This window comes from Nocardia arthritidis, assembly GCF_011801145.1.
In the GTDB taxonomy this organism is placed as follows: Bacteria; Actinomycetota; Actinomycetes; order Mycobacteriales; family Mycobacteriaceae; genus Nocardia; species Nocardia arthritidis_A.
The window spans coordinates 6,973,223-6,990,348 of the sequence record NZ_CP046172.1; the positions used below are offsets into that span (position 1 = coordinate 6,973,223).

General features: G+C 64.2%; 13 protein-coding genes. 10 read left to right on the plus strand and 3 right to left on the minus strand.

Features of this window, described 5'->3' with window-relative positions; all coding sequences use genetic code 11:
* Positions 1 to 552: 552 nt before the first annotated feature.
* The 7 genes from F5544_RS31445 to F5544_RS31475 all read left to right on the plus strand — a co-directional run bounded on the left by F5544_RS31445 (position 553) and on the right by F5544_RS31475 (position 8,183).
* Positions 553 to 1,575: a haloalkane dehalogenase gene (locus tag F5544_RS31445; RefSeq protein ID WP_275106979.1), complete on the plus strand. Its 1,023-nt coding sequence runs from the start codon at positions 553 to 555 to the stop codon at positions 1,573 to 1,575.
* 153 nt (positions 1,576 to 1,728) lie between these two features.
* Entirely contained in the window at positions 1,729 to 2,133 is a 405-nt protein-coding gene (locus tag F5544_RS31450) for a hypothetical protein (protein WP_167476539.1), read from the plus strand.
* Positions 2,134 to 3,057: 924 nt separating this feature from the next.
* Positions 3,058 to 3,333, plus strand: a complete 276-nt coding sequence (locus F5544_RS31455; protein ID WP_167476540.1) for a hypothetical protein — start codon at positions 3,058 to 3,060, stop codon at positions 3,331 to 3,333.
* A 435-nt stretch (positions 3,334 to 3,768) separates the two neighbouring features.
* Positions 3,769 to 3,972 carry a cold-shock protein gene (locus tag F5544_RS31460; RefSeq protein ID WP_067578176.1) on the plus strand — a complete coding sequence of 68 codons (204 nt, stop codon included), beginning with the start codon at positions 3,769 to 3,771 and terminating at the stop codon, positions 3,970 to 3,972.
* Positions 3,973 to 4,514: 542 nt separating this feature from the next.
* The gene (locus F5544_RS31465) at positions 4,515 to 5,441 is read left to right on the plus strand and encodes an alpha/beta fold hydrolase (protein ID WP_238846761.1); all 927 of its coding nucleotides are present in this window, start codon (positions 4,515 to 4,517) and stop codon (positions 5,439 to 5,441) included.
* Between the two features lie 320 nt (positions 5,442 to 5,761).
* Complete coding sequence (locus F5544_RS31470) at positions 5,762 to 6,730, plus strand: amidohydrolase family protein (protein ID WP_167476541.1); 969 nt, start codon at positions 5,762 to 5,764, stop codon at positions 6,728 to 6,730.
* A 25-nt stretch (positions 6,731 to 6,755) separates the two neighbouring features.
* The gene (locus F5544_RS31475) at positions 6,756 to 8,183 is read left to right on the plus strand and encodes a glutamate decarboxylase (protein ID WP_167476542.1); all 1,428 of its coding nucleotides are present in this window, start codon (positions 6,756 to 6,758) and stop codon (positions 8,181 to 8,183) included.
* Between the two features lie 81 nt (positions 8,184 to 8,264).
* On the opposite strand, the gene F5544_RS31480 is transcribed toward F5544_RS31475, so the two are convergent.
* The 3 genes from F5544_RS31480 to F5544_RS31490 all read right to left on the minus strand — a co-directional run bounded on the left by F5544_RS31480 (position 8,265) and on the right by F5544_RS31490 (position 12,884).
* Positions 8,265 to 9,305, minus strand: coding sequence for an AraC family transcriptional regulator (locus F5544_RS31480; protein WP_167476543.1), 1,041 nt, complete (start codon positions 9,303 to 9,305; stop codon positions 8,265 to 8,267).
* A 232-nt stretch (positions 9,306 to 9,537) separates the two neighbouring features.
* Entirely contained in the window at positions 9,538 to 11,082 is a 1,545-nt protein-coding gene (locus F5544_RS31485) for an acyl-CoA carboxylase subunit beta (RefSeq protein ID WP_167476544.1), read from the minus strand.
* 278 nt (positions 11,083 to 11,360) lie between these two features.
* Positions 11,361 to 12,884: a cellulase family glycosylhydrolase gene (locus tag F5544_RS31490; RefSeq protein ID WP_167476545.1), complete on the minus strand. Its 1,524-nt coding sequence runs from the start codon at positions 12,882 to 12,884 to the stop codon at positions 11,361 to 11,363.
* A gap of 318 nt (positions 12,885 to 13,202) precedes the next feature.
* Between F5544_RS31490 and F5544_RS31495 the strand changes: the two genes are divergently transcribed.
* The 3 genes from F5544_RS31495 (at position 13,203) to F5544_RS31505 (ending at position 17,117) form a co-directional block, all read left to right on the plus strand.
* Positions 13,203 to 14,486 (plus strand): glycosyltransferase, encoded by a 1,284-nt coding sequence (locus F5544_RS31495; protein WP_167476546.1) that lies wholly within the window; start codon positions 13,203 to 13,205, stop codon positions 14,484 to 14,486.
* 127 nt (positions 14,487 to 14,613) lie between these two features.
* Complete coding sequence (locus F5544_RS31500) at positions 14,614 to 16,179, plus strand: MFS transporter (RefSeq protein ID WP_167476547.1); 1,566 nt, start codon at positions 14,614 to 14,616, stop codon at positions 16,177 to 16,179.
* A 2-nt stretch (positions 16,180 to 16,181) separates the two neighbouring features.
* A complete protein-coding gene (locus F5544_RS31505) occupies positions 16,182 to 17,117 on the plus strand; it encodes a UTP--glucose-1-phosphate uridylyltransferase (protein ID WP_167476548.1) in 936 nt (311 codons plus the stop codon).
* Positions 17,118 to 17,126: the final 9 nt, after the last annotated feature.

Genomic DNA, 17,126 nt, shown 5'->3' on the forward strand with positions numbered 1-17,126 from the left:
ACGGTGCCGGAGCGAAAGACGGCGCGGTCACGACGGCGGCCTTGGCAAGCGCGGCGACGGCCTTCCGGCGAACGGACATGTCAGCCACCTTTCACGTTGCGGAAACCGTATGGATGACGCCGATCCGAATAGCGCGCCAGGATGTTTGCCAAGAATTTCCAAACCGTCGACAAAGTATTCAAGACATTCACCGAGCGACGGCTGCCGATTGTGCGCCAACAAGAGTGCCACATTTACCCTCAACGGCCGCGGACGTGCGGCCACCCCCACCCCTCGGCAGGTAGCGACCTCTTGTCGCCTTTCTGCACAACGCGATACCCGACTGGCGTCCATTCGCCGCACCCCCTGAAGGCCCTGTCCACTATTCGGTCATGCTGGACTGCATCGTCGACAAATCGGCAGGGTGAGCCCTATATTTAAAATATTTGCTAATAAATTGCCATGAATGTCAGAGGGTGATATCGCTCGACATCCGCTGAGAGGAGATCTGGTCGATGTTCGCGTCCGTTGCGATTGCCTTGGGTTGCGAGAAAAACGACCATCCTCGAAAAGGTGGGGGAAATCACCGCAACTCCACGGAGACCGACAATTGTTCCTGGAGTTACAGCGGCTGAGACAACACTGGCAGACAGAAAGGCCACAATGGCAGCCGTCGCTGTTCTCGACTCGTTTATGCATTACACCGATACCGGGTTCGGTGATACACCGGTGGTGTTCCTGCACGGAAATCCCACCTCGTCGTATCTCTGGCGGAACGTGATCCCGTATATCGCCGATCACACTCGCTGCCTCGCGCCCGACCTGATCGGTATGGGCGCCTCCGGTAAGCCCGACATCGAGTATCGCTTCGCCGACCACGCCCGGTACCTGGACGCCTGGTTCGAAGGGCTCGGCATCGACCGAGCGGTGATCGTCGGCCACGACTGGGGCGGTGCACTCGGAATGGACTGGGCCGCACGCCATCCCGGCCGGGTTCGGGGAGTCGCGCTGGTCGAGACCTTCCTGCGGCCGATGCACAGTGACGACCTCTCAGCGCCGATGGCCCGGATCTTCGGGCGGCTGCGCGGACCGGAGGGCGAGCGAATGGTGTTGGCGGACAACATGTTCATCGAGTCCGATCTCGCGGCAGTCCCCGGACTTTCGGCAGCCGACCTCGAGATCTATCGGGCACCCTACCCAACGCCGGAATCGCGCAGGCCGATGCTCGCATGGGCCCGCGAATACCCGTTGGACGGCGAACCCGCAGACGTCGTCCAGCGCGTATTCGATTACGACTACTGGATGGACCGAACCCCCGAGGTACCCAAGCTCGTGCTGGCCGGCATGAACAGCGCGACCGACCTGGGCTCACCCAAAGTAATCGGTTGGGCGCGAGCGTACTTCGCCAATGTGGAAGTCGAGTCGATCGGCCCCGCGGGCCATCATGCCCCCGAATACCAGCCCGACGCGATCGGCTCCGTACTCGCACGCTGGCTTCATCGGCACGCACTCACCCCCGCTGGCATCGATCTCGGTAGCTGGATGAACGGGTTTGGGCCGCTAACCTACTCCAACCTCGATCTTCCTCCTTGTTGACGGGCTTGCCCGATCGGTTTCGGCCGATGTTTCCGGCCAGCCGCTCCCGATCCTGCCCACGCCCCGACCCGGTCGATATGTCGGTACATGGTGCCAGCCGACGACCTTGTTCGCCGCGACTACCGTGGTCTGGGACACATCGAATGTTCGTGCGTGGACGTCGAATTCGCGGATGTGCGGGGCCGGACCGAGTGTCCGGCCAGTTACGGCGTGCGGACGCGGCAGGGCGCGTTCACGATCTGGAATCAGCAGCAGGGTCCGGAGTCATTGCTCACCACCAGGATTCGCGGTCTGTCGATCGGGCGTGCGGATCGGCCCGCGCGCGGATCCGGCGTTTTCATCTCCGGCGGCGGCGACGAACGATTCGGTACCCGCGGCCGCGTCGAGGCGGACCTCGTCGAGCTGGGTGAGATCTATATCGACGGCGGAATCGCCACTGGTGCACGGAATCTCATCACATCGGTCGCATCGTTACGACCGGAATCGTGGCCGGTCCGCCTTCCGGGCGCGGGCCAGGGAAGGCATCCGGGCGGCGGACTTCGGACCGCTCACTTATAAGAGCTGGCCTGTCCGGTTCGGGAGCGCGGCATGGGGAAACGGGCCGGATAAACACCAGCACCGCGCCCCATGCCGACGTTCATCACCGGCGGCGGCCGGATGGTGTTCGGCCCGTTGATCTTCCGGCGACCGCCGCCAGGCCATCTCGAATGACCGGAATGCGGTGTACCCGACTCACACCCATATGGAAACTATTCGGTGCGAAACCGGCCAGGGACTGCTGTGCTGATCCTGGCGCTTGTCTGAACTACCCGATCTCCCGAATCCCGGCTGAGACTTGCCATCGCGATGTCAGTGGTCGAAGCTGGCTTCGCCGCTGATGGGCGTATGCCAGGTCGCGCTGCCGCCCCAGAACGGTGCCACGTGCTCGCCCGTGCGGTCGGGTGTGTGTCGGCGCAGTCCTCGCCGGTGGTTTCGGAGAGCAGTTCCCACAACGAGTTCGCGGTGGGTTTGTGGCGGCTGGTCTGCCAGGGGTAGCCGGGGATCTGGTCGCGGAGGTGTGCCAGGGCGCTGGTGTCGATGGTGATGTGTTGACCGATCAGCTGCGAGCAGTCCAGGCCGGGCGGGTGCGGCTTGTGGAGGAAGCAGGGTGATGGCGGCCTCGTCGCTTCTGAGTTGTTCTCCAATCGTGACAAGCGCGTGGTAGAGCGCGGCGATGCCGGGGTTGGTACGCGTGCGCGTCGCCGCGGCCTCGGCGTTGTGGTGATCGGGCCATTGCAGGAGTGGTTCCGGCGCTGCACACACTCGGATTGAGATCGAATGTTGCTGAAGCGGAAAGCGCCGGGTGTAGCACGCTGCGCTGCGGGTGATCGGGGCGTGTCGTGGTCATTGTGGCTATCACCAGTTCGGTGTGCTTTCACCCTGCTCGGGCGTTATTCGGTGGCAGGGTGGGATCGCGGGCAAAATTCCGGTAACACATCAAGTGTGAGCTACGACACTAAGACACAGGGCTATCGCGCACCCAGCACCAGCCCCATCGGTAAGGAATTCATCATGTCCGCATTGTTCAAGGTGGCCGCAGCTACCATGCTCACCGCCGGCGCTCTGGCAGTCATCAGCCCGGTCGCTACCGCGCAGACCGCCGACACCAGCACCACCGTCGACACCAGCACCAGCATCAGCGCCGATTTGTTCTCCGGCCAGGTCGCTACTGACGCCGGCCTCAAAGCCGTCCTCGGCGCCTCAACCGACATCGAATAAGGCCCGGTGGGCCGAGGACGGGTGGCAGCGGAACTGCCCGGCCGAGAGGGCTTGTCCGTCGAGGCAACCCGCTCGGTTGGCAGTTCCGCTTCTGCCTCGGCGCCCGGCCGTCGTGGTCGATGTGGTCGAAAACCGCAGGGTTCAGGGTGGCGGGCTGCTGTGCCATGTCCGGTGGTGGAACCGGTTGACCGCGTGGCGATAGCGGAGCGTGCACCTCGCGCCTTGTATCGGGAGGTACCGACTACCGCAACGGCGCGGTGGTCGTGGGCGCCACGCCCTTGAAGTTCCTGCGGACATGGATGGCACAAGCCATTTCATCTCTGCGCGCTGGCCGAATCGGTGACAATGACACCGTCGGTTCCACCGTCGGCCGGGATCACGCACCAACCGAGCCAGGGCAGACTCGTCCGAACGTAGACAACCGAGGAGAGCAGCATGGCCACCGGAACCGTGAAGTGGTTCAACGCCGAGAAGGGATTCGGCTTCATCGCCCAGGATGGCGGTGGCCCCGACGTCTTCGTGCACTACTCCGCCGTCCAGTCGGCCGGCTTCCGCTCACTGGAGGAAGGCCAACAGGTCACCTTCGACGTCGCCCAAGGGCCCAAGGGTCCGCAGGCCGAGAACGTCACTCCCCAATAAGAAGTTCGCCAGCAGCACTCGGTCGCCTCGACCTGGCGTTAGCACCATCCCCGCGGACAGGCCGAGCCGCCCGGACACCAGCAGCCAGACTCGCCCAGGAAACCGGCGGCGCCGGGGACCGTTCGGTAGCCGCTGCGCCACCGCCGAGGCCACCGTGCCGACGAGGCCGCCGAAGAAGCCGCTGGGTATCGGTCGTCTACCGCGGCCCTTATCTCGATGGCGCCGCACTCCGATCCTCCGGCACATCGTCAATGCGAACCGGATGTATCGGACCGTGGTGCGAGCACACGCCGATTGGCCGAGTCTCGGCGATTCGCCCGGGGTGATGTGGCGTACTTACATTGTTCTGCGGGGATTGTTGTCTTTTGCTCGCGCTGATCGAGATGGTTCGCATCTGTGCGGGCGTTAATTGTCGAATGGAGATGCGTCAGCATCCGAGTCCCGCGAGTATCTGATCTCGAAGAACGCATCGCCGAATTGCACACAGGTACAGGCGAATCGACTCTGCGACGGAGGCATGCATTGACGAAAGAAACCCGATCGTGACCGCAACCCTGCACAGTGTCCGCAGCACAGACGGGACCGAGATCGCATACCAGGTCGCCGGCCCCACCGACGGCCGGGCGCTGGTAATGCTGCACGGCCTGGCAGCGAGTATGGCCGCCTGGGGCTCGGTGATCGACCGGTTCGCGCAGCGATACCGCGTGGTGACGCCGGATCTGCGCGGGCACGGCTACTCGGGTAAGCCGGTGTCCGGCTACGACAATCCGGCCAACTGGGCGGGCGATGTCGCGTCCGTACTGGCGGCGGAGAACATCGCGTCCGGTGCGGTGCTGCTGGGATGGTCCTACGGCGGATTCGTGCTCACAGATTATCTGGCAGAGCGAGGAACCGGCGTGGCGGACGGAGTAGTGTATGTCGATGCCGTCACCGGCACCCCTGGGCATGATATCCAAGGGGCACAGCTCGGTCCGGCAATGCTCGCCGCGGCGCCCGCCATTTTCGACGAGGGCGGCGTGCACCAAATCCGCGCCTATCTCGAGGCTGCCGAGGCCGGTTTCTACGGCGACGTGCCCGGGCCCGACCTGCAACGCCTCGTCGGCTTGAACCTGGTCACCCCACCGCGCGTTCGCGAAGCACTGCTGACTCGACCTCCCCGCGACAACGACGCCACGCTGCGCGCACTTGACGTACCCGCGCTGGTCATCCACGGTCTCGACGACGCGGCGGTTTCGGCGGATACGGCCCGCTATATCGCCGGCAAGGCGATTTCCGATGCGCGCCTGTCCCTCTGGGAGCACACCACACACGCGCCGTTCCTCGAGGCTCCCACCCGCTTCGTCGACGAAGTCACCCACTTCATCGAGAGCCTGCCCGCAAAGGGTCCGGCAGCGACCGTGACATCGGTCACGATGACGACGAACGTCCGTAGTGCGTCACCCCCCGGCGGTCGGACTGCTCAGAGATAGCCGCTGCGCCACCGCCGAGGCCACCGTGGCGACGAGGGGCCGCCGAAGAAGCCGCTGGGTATCGGGCGCGGGATTGTCGTCGCATCGGCCTTGCCGACGTCGCAGTTCTTTTCGAACACCGGGAGCGTGTCTCGCATGCCGGCATGACCTGAGAACTATGCGGTGGATCTGTCCTACATCGTGCTCGGTGCGCGGTCGGATGTCGTATTTCCGGCAGAGCTGGGATCTGCGGCTGCTCGTTCGGGTTCGGGGAGGTAGACCGGAAGGCGATAGTTCGCTGTGTCTTCTTGAACCCGACTACTTGTAGATGGAGTGTGAGAATGACTGTGAATCCGGCGAGTGAACCCCGATACAAGCTCAGCGATGCGCATTTTCATTTGCTCAACTTCATTCAGGCTGACGACGGTCCGGAACGACTCATCGAGGTAATGGATGAGGCCGGGGTCGAAAATATTATGGTCAATGGGATGGGTCTCTGCAAGAAATGGTCGGAGTGGGACCCGGTGGAGCCTTCGTACTATCTCGACGATGATTCGCGGGTTTATCCGTATTCCGTGACCGATGTGCTCGTGCACGAGCGTCTCACCTCGGTAGATGAAGAGCAGCAGAAGCGCTTCCACCCCTTCATCTGCGGTTTCGACGCAACGGACCGTAACGCGGTCGACCACATAAAGCGAATGATCCAGCTTTATCCGGGATTCTGGCAGGGTATCGGCGAGGTGTTCGCACGACACGACGACCTCACCGCGCTGAAGTACGGGGAGCCGGGGCGCGCGGACCATATCGCTCTACATCCGGTATACGACTTCGCCGCGGAGCATGGCATGCCCGTCTCGGTCCACCACGACATCACTTCCGTCTGGCATCACGAGGGCGTGATCTACCTCGGCGAGCTTCGTCGGGCCCTGGAACCGCATCCGCACACCACGTTCATCTGGTGTCATGCCGGGGTCAGTCGGCGTCTCACGGTCTCCCGGCTCCCGGATGTGGTGCGAGAGTTGCTCGGGGAGTTTCCGCAACTTCATCTCGATCTGTCTTGGGTGGTATATGACATCCAATTGGTTCGGCACGGTCGGCCGAATGAGGAATGGCTGAGGCTTATCGAGGATTTCCCCGACCGCTTCATGATCGGTTCGGATACCGTGTCGGACACATCCCAGTACGTGCCGACGATGACACGCTATTACCTCATCCTGGACAGCCTGCGCCCCGAGACCGCCAAAAAAGTTGGCCGAGACAACTTCCTGAGGCTGTTGCCGTCCAGCCGAGTAAAGCTCGATGTGGTATGAATCAACCTATAGCGGAGGAATTCTTATGACCGACACTCGAATGATCGATGATGTATTCGCTTCGAATGAGCTACGGCACGACGCGCCGAAGGTCGGGTGCCCGGAGCACGAAATGCGCCCGGAGGCCGCCTATCAGCTCGTCCATGATGAATTGATGCTCGATGGCGTATCGCGGATGAATCTGGCCACATTCTGTACCACATGGGTGGACGAATTCGCGCGTCGATTGATGTCCGAGACTCTCGATAAGAACATCGTCGACAAGGACGAGTACCCGCAGACGGCGGAACTGGAACAGCGCTGCGTGCACATGCTGGCCGACCTGTGGCACGCGCCGGATCCGTCGACGACCCGAGGCACATCGACGATCGGTTCCAGCGAGGCGGCGATGCTCGGCGGTCTGGCGGCCAAGTTCCGCTGGCGCAAACGCATGCACCAATCGGGGAAGCAGGCCGGTAGGCCGAACATCGTGTGCGGGCCCGTCCAGGTCTGCTGGGAGAAGTTCGCCCGCTACTTCGACGTGGAGCTGCGCCAGATCCCGCTGCGTGCCGGCAAATACCACATGACCGGCGCGGACGCCGCGGCGCACTGTGACGAGAACACGATCATGGTGGTGTCCACGTTCGGTGTCACCTTCACCGGACTCTACGAGAACGTCGAGGAGATCAGCCAGGCGCTGGACCGGCTCGAACGGGATCGCGGCTTGGACATCCCGATCCACGTCGACGCCGCCGGTGGCGGGTTCCTGGCACCGTTCGTGGCACCGAGCGTGATCTGGGACTTCCGGCTGCCACGAGTGAAATCGATCAATTCGTCCGGGCACAAGAATGGGCTGGCGCCGCTCGGCTCGGGCTGGGCGATCTGGCGCGAAGCCGAGGATTTGCCGGAAGAGTTGATCTTCAACGTCGACTATCTGGGTGGCAACATGGCCACCTTCAACCTGAACTTCTCCCGCCCTGGCGGACCGGCCATCACCCAGTACTACGAGCTGATCCGGCTGGGCCGCGAGGGCTACACCCGGCTACAGACGGCGATCTACGAGGTCTGCCGACATTTGGCCCGAGGCATCGCGGACATCGGACCCTTCGAAATGATCCACTCAGGTGATCCCATGCGAGGCATCACCGCGATCTCGTGGCGGCTGCGCGGCATCCAGCCGTTCAATCTCTACGATCTTTCGGACCGTCTCCGCGCCCGTGGCTGGCTGATCGCCGCCTACCCGCTGCCCGCCGATCGTCAAGACGAGGTCATCATGCGTGCGGTGATCCGCCACGGGTTCAGCTTCGACATGGCCGATCTGCTGCTCGAAGACATACGCCGCAGCATCGACCAACTGACCGAACACCCGTGGACCACATCGTTGACGCGGAAAGAGGCAGGATCCTTCACGCACAACGCGGTCGCAAGCGTGCCGACGCCCGATAGCGTCCGGCATAAGGGAAATAGCCGATGACAGCGACCGAAGTGCATGCCACCGAACAGGGGATAGATCGGCACGCACACGGCGGTTGCCGCGAACAGTACGGCTCGCCGGCTATCGTCGGGCCATGGCCACGGGCACCGACGGTCGGTGCTGCCGGAACTCCTGGGGTGGACAACCATTCCAGCGGCGAAAGGCGCGAATGAACGATGCCCCGTCCGCGTAACCCAACCGCAGCGCGACCTGCTCGCTGGTCATATCGGTATGAGCGAGCAATTCCTCGGCCAACAGCTGCCGCACCTCGTCGACGAGTGCACGGAAGGACGTACCTTCCTCGCTGAGCCTGCGAGCCAGCGTACGTGGACTGATGAACAGTTCGGCGGCAACGGCCGCCTGATCGGGTAGTGCTGCGGGGTTGCGCGCCAACACATCTCGCACCGCGCCCGCTGTCCCCTGCCGGGCTCGGCGACGTTCGAGCATGTCGTGGCAGAGCTGCTCGCATGTAGTGCGGGTCCATTCGTCGGCTTGCGGCAACGGGAAGTCCAGATAGGCGCTGGCGAAGGCGATAGCATCCTCGTCGGCATCGAAATCCGGTTCGACACCGAAAATTTCGCGATAGCGGACGACCTCTGCGGGCGCGGAATGCCGATACGTCACCCGTTCAGCGGGCACACCTGCGGCGAACAACTCACGACCGATGGTCTGGATGCCGGATGTGATTCGTTCGGCCAGAAACGGCCGGACATCCAGCGGCACCTCGGCGCCGTCGAATACAAGCTTGCTCTGCTGCGGCCCTTCTTCGAAACGCAGGTGCCCGAATACGAACGCCAAATCCAGATATCCCAGCGCCACCTCGATCACCTGGCGCACAGTCCCGCTGGACAGCAGCGCCAGCCCCCACGGCCCGTACAGCGCGATGTGATATCGCCGTCCGGCCTCGGCGCCGAGGCCTGGCTCGTCGCCGAATCGGCGGAGCAGGTTCCGGATGACCGCCACTTCTTGCCGCGCCGTCACCACCGCGTCACCGTCACGCACCAGCTCGGGTGTCAGGCTCGTCCCGGCGAACAGCTCGGTGGCGCTCATGCCGCGTTCGGCCGCCAGCTGCGCCATGACATGCACGCTGGAGGTGTTCCGCACCAAATCCCAGTCGAACATCAAAACAATCCTGCCTTCCGTACCCCGGACGAACAAATACCGCCACGCGCGAAAACGTCTCGACCGCAAGTGCCGCGGCTCCCGCCGAGGCAACCTTCGATGGACGCTTCAGCGGCTGCCGGAACCGGTCCAACAGCGAGGTCGATCAGGTGTCCGAGCAGTGGCCGGCGCATAGGCGCCGGACCGGCAACGGCACCTCGCTCAACCGCCGTTCGCATCGGACGGTCCGGGCTCACAGCGGCTGAATGAACCGTTTGCGCGGGCTCGGCGCAAATGTCTTGTCCCGCAACAGATCAAGTGCCCTACGAAGCTCTAGTCGAGTCTGCGACGGCTCGATGACGGCATCGATGTAGCCGCGTTCGGCGGCGACCCACGGGGTGGCGACGGTCCGGTTGTAGACGTCGATCATCTCCTGCCGCACCGCGGGGGCGTTCTCGCCCGCCGCCGCGAGTTGTTTACGGCCGATGATGGCGACCGCGCTCTCCGCGCCCATGACCGCGATGCGTGCCGTCGGCCAGGCCAGGTTGATGTCGGCGCCGAGTTGTTTGCACCCCATCACCGCGTACGCGCCGCCGTACGCCTTCCGGATCACGACGGTCGCGATCGGCACGGTGGCCGACATCAAGGCGAAGAAGAACCGCCCACCCCGCTTGATCACGCCGATCTTCTCCTCCTCGACTCCCGGCAGCACTCCGGGCGTGTCGACAACGAAGACCAACGGCAGCCCGAACGCGTCGCACACCTGAATGAAGTGAGCGGCTTTGTCCGAGGCACGAGCGTCGATCGCACCGGACAGGACCAGCGGCTGGTTCGCGACCACGCCGACGGGCCGCCCATTGATCCGGGTGAAGCCGGTGATGATGTTGCGTGCTCGCTGCGCGCCGATCTCATGGAATTCGCCGTCGTCGAAGAGGCGCAGCAGCACGTCGTACATGTCGTAAACCGTGTTGTCCCCGTCGGGGATGATGCGATCGAGCTCACGGTCGGATTCGGTGATTTCCGGTTCCAGCCCCGGGTTGACCAGAGGCGCGTGCTCCGTGCAACTGGACGGCATATAGGAAAGGTAGTCGCGGACCCACTGGAACGCGGCCTGCTCGTCCACGGCCACGTGATGGAGATTGCCGTACTGGGCCTGGTTGTATGCGCCGCCCAGCTCGTCGATGCTCACCTCTTCGCCGGTGGCCTCACGGATCACGTCCGGACCGGTGACGAACATATAGGACTGCTCCGTGGCGACCAGCACGTCGGTGTTGATCGGCGCGTACACCGCGCCCGCGGCGCATTTGCCGAGCATCACCGACACCCGCGGCACCACACCGGACAGCGGTATCTGCGCCTTCGCGATCTGGGCGTACCACGACAGCGAAGTCACGGACTCCTGGATGCGGGCGCCGCCGGAGTCGTTGATCCACACCACCGGACAGCCGACGCGGAGCGCGAACTCCAAGACCCGCACCACCTTTCGGCCGAACATCTCACCGACGGTGCCACCGTGCACGGTCTGATCGTGCGCGACGACCACCACCGGTCTGCCATCGATCCTCCCGTGCCCGGTGACGACGCCGTCGCCGTATAGCGCGTCCGGATTTCCCGGCTGCCGCACGAGCGCGCCGATTTCGACGAACGATCCGCGGTCCAGCAGCATGTCGATGCGGTCGCGGACGCTGGTAATTCCCTTAGCCCGGCGCTTGCTCAGTCCCGCCTCACCGGCCGGCTCGTGCGCGAGTTCGAGGAGCTTGGTCAATTCGGCCAGACGCTCTGCCGTCGTACCTGTCATCGCAGCCCTTTCCCCGTGTGCCGTAGCGTTCCCGGGACCAGCGACATCGATCGCTGGATCTCGACGATCGGCAATCCGCGCGAAACCGTCTGCGGAATTTGATCGTCAGACCAGTTCAACATGGACAGCTGACATACGGCTGAGAAAATTGGGTGAGATAAATTATACTGGCAGTTAACTGTCCAGCCCAGACAACAACCTGTCAGTTAACTGTCCATTCCAGGCAATAATCTGTCCGAATACGCAAATTCGACCGACCAATAATTCCGCCGCAGAATTCAACAGCCCGATTGGTCCGGTCCACCGCCCGCCATGATCGTCACCGACACCTGACCGGCACCGGGGCATGCGGCAATCCGTAGGTCCGCGGCGTTCTGTCCCGATACCTGACGTCCACCGGCGATCCGCACGTGATATCCACCCGGATACGGACGGTGCGGGGCGCTGATGACGGTGATCGCGCCGTCGGGGAATCGTCCGCCGCCGTCGGCTCGCCCGGTATCCCACCGGTAGGTGAACTCCTGCGTGGCGACGTTGTAGTTCCACTCGATCGGGGTGCCGGAGGTCAGCTTCGGATACGGCCGCACCAGCGCGTCCAGATTCGATTCGCGCACGTTGCCCGGCGTGCGCGGCAGGTGCGCGTCCACCACGATCGCCTGGTCGTCCGGATTCTTCGCGACGGTAGCCGGATCGCCGCCGAGATAGGTCCAGTTGAACCAGCCGAGTCGGCCCTGATCGAACAAATCGAGGTTGCCCACCAGCGCGCCCCGATCGCCGGTGGCGCCGAATTCGGTGACCACCGGCGGGATACCGACCGCACCGGAGTAGACCTCGGCCTGGTTGACATCCGATTTCCACTGCGGATCGCAGCCACCGCTTCCGCCGCCCTGCAGCGCCTGGACCACGCAGTACACATTGAATCCGTACACGGTGTTCCCGACCGGGGGCGCGCCGAGATCCGCGGTGGTGCCGTAGTTCGTGGTGATGATGCCGGACAACCAGATCGGAGTATCCGGGTCGGTGGACCGGATCGCGTCGCTGACATTGCGGTTGAAGGCGCGCAGCGAATCCATGATCGGCGGCGGACACACATTCGCCAGACAGGGCAGGAAGGCCGGACCCGCGGGCGGCTGGTTGAGCGGGCCGTAGCCGACAACGCCCGGCTTGCCCTTGAAATACGCCGCTACATGCTGCCACATCCGCAGAAAGCGGGTCTGAATGCCGATGCCGTCCGGACCGGGGGCGTTGGCGAAGAAGTTCTCGGTCGCGTTCCAGAACGCGGGATTGCCCAGGTTGGCCGCCACCAGGTCGTGGGACGTATCGGGTGCGCCGTTGGTCAGCGTCGCCCAGGGCGGTGCGCCCTCACCGCCGATCGCACTCGACCACAGGTCTTGGTGAAACTCGATTTCGACACCGATGCCGTGGTCGTGCAGCACACCGACGGTGCTCGCGATGTCGGCGAGGTATCCGTCGTCGTAGCGGCCGGGCTGGGGTTCGACGGCCTCCCACATGATGGGCATCCGTACCGCGTTGAAGCCCTCGTCGGCGAGCAGCTGGGCGTCGGGTGCGCCGAATCCGGTGGCCGATGGCAGATAGGGCGGCCTTTTGTTCGCCACGTTCTCGCCGTGGAATACGACCACACGACCGGAACTGTCGGTGAACCACTTCCCGGCCCCGCGGATCGGCGTGGCCGCGGTCGTGGTCTGCGGATCCGCGACTCCGTAACCGTTCGGCAGAAATACCATTACTGCCGCGATGGCGACGCCGAGCACAGCCCTTCGGACCACGTGGAGTTGCGGCATGGTGACAACCTAACATCGCGCATTTGCCGGAATGAGCCCACCACACCATCGATCAGGCCTCGATCCGACGCACTCGAAACCGGACCCGGGCCGCAAGTTCGGAGCTGGCCGAGTTAGGCAATTCCCGCGTCAGGCAATCCCGCATCGAAACATACCTTCGGTACGGTTTACCGCTCCATATCCGACGAACGACGATCAATAAACCGAAAGAAATACAACTGAGAAATTCTATTCGACATCCAAGAATTCTCCCAGGTTTTCAGTGAAATGGATTACATCACAAGCCATTTAGATAGCTGGCGATTAGCCTAAGTCGATATGAGCCAAATACTCGTCTTCACGAGACCATCCAAGGGTCACCTTTATCCACTAGTTCCCGTACTGGGTGAATTGTCGGCTCGGGGGCACCGGATCACCGCGGAAACCCTCCCCGGCAGTCAAAATGTCCTGAACCCACTCGGCATCACCGTCCGGGAACTGCCCGAGTCGCTGACCCGGGACGATCTCGACGACGGCGCGCAATCGTCCCCGCAGGCCGCGCTCAGCGCCGCCATGCACGCCCTGGTGCGCCACATCCCGGACGAAATCACGGCCATCGAGGCGGCGGTCGATGCGGTACGACCCGACGCGCTGATCGTCGACATGACATCGATCGGCGCCCAAATTTACGCGGCCGCAAGCGGTTTGCCGTGGGCGTCGTGGTCACCCATGCTGCTGCCGATACCGTCGCGGTGCGTTCCGCCGTTCGGGCCGGGGTTGACGCCGATGCGCGGCCCGCTCGGCCGGATCCGCGACGCGGTCGTGCAGACGAAGATGGATCGGTTGTGGGACGAGGTGCTCCCCCAGATCAATGCCGCACGACTCGACCACCGGCTGCCACCGCTGCGGCACACCTTCGACTATCTGGCGCAACCTCCGCTGATGCTGAACTTCACCGCGCAGCCCTTCGACGACCCGCGCGACGACTGGCCCACTGAAGTCCAGCAAATCGGCCCGGGTCTCTGGGCGCCACCCGCGACCAGGCCGGCTTGGCTCGACGAAATCGATCGGCCGCTGGCCATCGTCACCTGCTCCACCGAATTCCAGGACGACGGCGCCCTGGCACAGATTGCCATGGACGCGCTCTCCGACAGCGGGATGTACACGGTGGTGACCGCGGGCGCGGTGGATCCGTCCTCGTTCTCGGTACCGGCAAACGCCCGCGTCGAGGCGTTCCTGCCGCACCACCTGCTGCTGGACCGCACGGCCGTAGTGGTATCCCACGGCGGTATGGGCATCACCCAAAAGGCTTTGGCCGCAGGCGTTCCCGTATGTGTCGTGCCGTTCGGGCGGGACCAGCGCGAGGTCGCCCGCCGAGTGGTCACCAACAAGGCGGGCGTCTGGGTGCCGAAGAAGAAGCTCACCGTCACGGGGTTACGTGCCGGTATAGAGCGAGCGCAGCGGTGCGCGCCGGGAGCGCGACGGGTAGCGGCCGGATTCGCGGCCGCGGGCGGACCGACCCGGGGCGCGGATCTGCTCGAATACCACTTCGCCGGACGGCTGCGCACGCATCGGCAACCGGAGCCCGAATCACGATCCGTCCCGGATCGAAACGTCGCGTAAGGGTAAGCAGCCGAATCGCTCTTCATCCAATGTGTTGATACACAGCACTATTCGAGCATCGAGTGCCGAATCCGCGGCCCGCCGTGGCCGATTCGGCATGTTCGGCGAACAGAGAGGGGAGGCCGCGATGATCGGCCAACAAAGTCGGCGCCGATGGTGGATCCTCGGGGCAGTCTGCCTCGCCGCACTGCTCATCGGGGTTGCCAACAACATTGTCAATGTCGGACTGCCCGCCATGAGCGCGCAACTCGGCACCACCACCGCGACACTGCAGTGGGTGGTCGACGCCTACATCATGTGCCTGGCCGGACTCCTACTGGTCGGCGGCTATCTCGCGGACCGGTACGGCCGCCGCCGCATGCTGATCATCGGCCTGCTGCTGTTCGCGGCGGCGTCGGCCGGGGCCGCCGCCGCCCACGGTTTCGACGGGCTGGTGGCCGCGCGTGCGGCGATGGGTGTCGCGGCCGCGCTGATCTACCCCGCCACCTTGGCCATCATCGCCTCGGTGTTCACCGACCGCTCGGAGAAGGCGTTCGCCGTCGGGCTGTGGTCGGCGATATCCGGGATAGCGGTCGCCTCCGGTCCGCTGATCGGTGGTCTGCTCCTCGCTCATTTCTGGTGGGGCTCGGTATTTCTGGTCAATCTCCCGCTCGTCGCGATCACCTTGGCCGCAACGGTTTTCGCGGTGCCCGAGTCGCGCAGCGCTACCCGGACACCGCTCGATCTGGTCGGCGCGGGTGCGGCGATAACCGGGATCGCACTGCTGCTGTGGGCGATCATCAGCGGACCGCAGCGCGGCTGGTCCGATCCCCTGGTCGTGGCGGCCTTCCTCGCCGCGAGCATCGTGCTGATCGGCTTCTACTATCGGGAGCGGCGAAACCGGTTCCCGCTCTTGGATGTCCGGCTGTTCGCCAATCCACGTTTCACCGTCGCGAGCTGGTCCATCACGACCGCGTTCTTCGGTCTGGTCGGTTTCAGCTTCATGATCACCTTCTATTTCCAGACCATCCGCGGCTACAGCCCGTTACAGGCGGGGCTCGCCATCGTGCCGTACGCGCTCGTCGTCGCGGCAATGGCGCCGCTCGCCCTTGCGCTCACCCGCCGCATCGGTACGAAATATGTTGTGGTCGCCGGACTTTCGTCGATGAGCGCGGGATTTCTGGTAGCCACTCGAATCGAGCTCGATACACCGTACGACGGTCCGATCCTGCTCGCCATCTGTTTGATGGCCGTCGGGCTGGCGTTCACCACCGGTCCGGCGACGGACGCATTGCTGAACACGGTGCCCCCGGAACGCGCGGGGGTGGCTTCTTCGGTCAACGACACCACCCGTGAGCTCGGCGCCGCACTCGGCGTCGCGGTCCTCGGTTCGCTGCTGAGCTGGACCTTCCGTGCCGATCTCGGTCGCGCCTGGTCGAAACTCGGTGTCCCGCAAGCGGTTATCGAACACGGTCAGACCTCGGCGACCGCGGCGCTGGCACAGGCCGTCGGCGCGCCCGCGACGCACACTGCCCAGCTCGCCTTCATCCACGGTCTGCACGTCGGCGCGTACACCGCCGCCGCCATCGCGGCGGCGGGCGCGGTGCTGGCTCTCGTCATGCTGCCGCATTTCGATCGAATCGAGCGCGGTGCAACAGAATTCGCGGTCTCCGGCGCTCCCGTATCCGCCGAGCCCATCAAATCAGCGAGGTGATCATGTCCACTGTAATCCGCAAGGCCGTCATCCCCGCCGCCGGTGTCGGTTCGCGGCTGCTGCCGTTGACCAAGGCGATCCCCAAGGAAATGCTGCCGGTGGGTGACAAACCGGTCATCGAACACACCGTCCGGGAGCTGATCGACTCCGGCATCACCGATATCACCATCGTTGTCTCCGGCGGAAAGTCGTTGATACAAGAGCACTTCCGGCCCAACGACGCCTTGGTGGAACAGCTGCGGACCGATCGCAAATACGAGCTGGCCGACCTGGTGGAACAGACCGCGGACCTGTCTCGCCGCGGTCACATCACCTATCTCTACCAGCACGGGCCGTACGGCAACGGCACACCGGTGTTGAACGCCGCCCAAGACATCGGCGACGAACCGGTGCTGGTGCTGTGGCCCGACGACGTGTTCGTCGCCGAGGTGCCGCGGGCGCAGCAATTGATCGCCGCCTATGAAGCGACCGGCTGCCCAGTGCTCGCCCTCATGCCGATGCATCCCCTCGACTCCCGGCGCTACGGCGTCCCGATGGTGCGCGAGGACCTGGGCGACGGCCTGTTGCGGATAGACGGTCTGATCGAGAAGCCCGAGCCGCAGTTGGCGCCGTCGGCGTACGCCGCGATCGGCGGCTATGTCCTCACCCCCGGGATCATCGACGAATTGCGGGTGCAGACCGAGCAGTGGCACACCCACCGCACCGGCGAGATCTACCTGACCCACGCCATCAACGCCTACGCGGCACACCACGCCGTCTACGGTCAGGTCATCCGGGGTGCGTGGTATGACACCGGCAACCCCGCCGACTACCTCGTCGCGCAGGTCGCGGCCGCCCTCACGCACCCCGAATACGGACCGCTGCTGCGAAAACTCGTCGGCGATTCCGCGGATGTGCTCGACACCGAGCAATACGCGGGCAATACTGCTGCACAGTGAGGTGATCAG